The sequence below is a fragment of the Neptuniibacter sp. genome (genome assembly GCF_024231755.1).
Lineage (GTDB): Bacteria > Pseudomonadota > Gammaproteobacteria > Pseudomonadales > Balneatricaceae > Neptuniibacter.
Genome location: NZ_JAAEQH010000019.1, coordinates 1 through 1,227 on the forward strand (window position 1 = coordinate 1; position 1,227 = coordinate 1,227).

General features: G+C 47.7%; 3 protein-coding genes. 2 read left to right on the top strand and 1 reads right to left on the bottom strand.

Annotated features, from left to right (window positions below; all coding sequences use genetic code 11):
* The first annotated feature begins 105 nt into the window (after positions 1 to 105).
* Positions 106 to 609, top strand: coding sequence for a Bro-N domain-containing protein (locus GY843_RS00655; protein WP_297305788.1), 504 nt, complete (start codon positions 106 to 108; stop codon positions 607 to 609).
* 128 nt (positions 610 to 737) lie between these two features.
* On the top strand, positions 738 to 944 hold the full coding sequence (locus GY843_RS00660; protein WP_297305789.1) for a hypothetical protein: 207 nt from the start codon (positions 738 to 740) through the stop codon (positions 942 to 944).
* Between the two features lie 45 nt (positions 945 to 989).
* Here the strand turns inward: GY843_RS00660 and GY843_RS00665 are convergent.
* Positions 990 to 1,227: hypothetical protein (locus tag GY843_RS00665; RefSeq protein WP_297305790.1), on the bottom strand; the 238-nt coding region annotated here is incomplete at its 5' end.

The window sequence follows — 1,227 nt, forward strand, 5'->3', positions numbered from 1 at the left end:
ACAGTACATCTCTAGAGGCAACTCGTTGAAATCACGGCATTATGAGATGTTTGTCCAAGGACTGCTGATAAAAAGCTTACGAAAGCAATCTGTAAATATCGCACTATGATGGCGTTTCCTGGGTATCCGGGAATTGCTGATGGTAATCCTTGGTTTGTTGCAAAAGATGTTTGCGACATTCTCGAATATGCAGATCCGAATGTAGCTCTCAAAGGGCTTGATGATGATGAAAAGCTGCTCCATCAAATCGATGGAACAGGTCAACGGCGGAAGATGCTCATCATCAACGAATCCGGCCTCTACACCCTCATCCTCCGTTCCAACAAACCCGCCGCGAAACCCTTCCGCAAATGGGTCACCGCAGAAGTCCTGCCCGCGATTAGAAAAACCGGTTCGTATCAACAACCGGGCGCAGATCCGAACAGGCCCGAAACCCTCCTTATCGTCGCCCGTGAGTTCCGGGCCGCAGTCCGCATAGCCAGAGCAGCTGGTCTGCGGGATACTGAAGCGGTTATGGCCGCTGACAAGCTCACCAATGAGCTGACCGGTTTTTCTCCGGTGGCCCTGCTGAACCACGACGTAACGAAGCTGCCTGAAGAGGCCCTGTAGAACGGGTGGCCGGAATGGTAGGGGCAGCCCCCTGTGTCTGCCCGATACTCGCAGCGGCGGGGAAAACATCCCAGCCAGCTCTGGAAACGGAGGCGTGATCTTTATGATTGCGCCAAAGAGGGGAACTGATGACCACTCATAAGAAAATAAAACAGGAGCAGCTTGAAAATACTCTGCTCGATCTTGCTACCTATTCTATTTCTCTGGGATTTATCGGCAGGTTACTGATTGATGCGGACCGGTGTTATGATTCCGTTCTGATCGGGAACATTATTGATCATTACACCGGTCGTATATCCGACGGACTGATTGAGCTTCAGGAGGTATTGAACTGATTTGATTAAAAATAACGAGATAACGATTTATATAACGTTATCTCGTTATTTTTTTGTCTTTTTGAAGTGTTTTTTCAGGTACTGCTGAATATCTTCAAAAGAAATTCCTTTGAGGCGATCACTTAATGAAAGCCCTTTAAGGCGGTCATCGGGCGTAAGCACTTCCAAGTGATTTTTGACATAATCTCTTTGAAAATCTTGCATAGTGTAGGACACAGGGATTCCCTCCATATTGTAATTATCAAACAGGCTGTTCAGCACGGTGCTGATTTCCTGGGTTTTG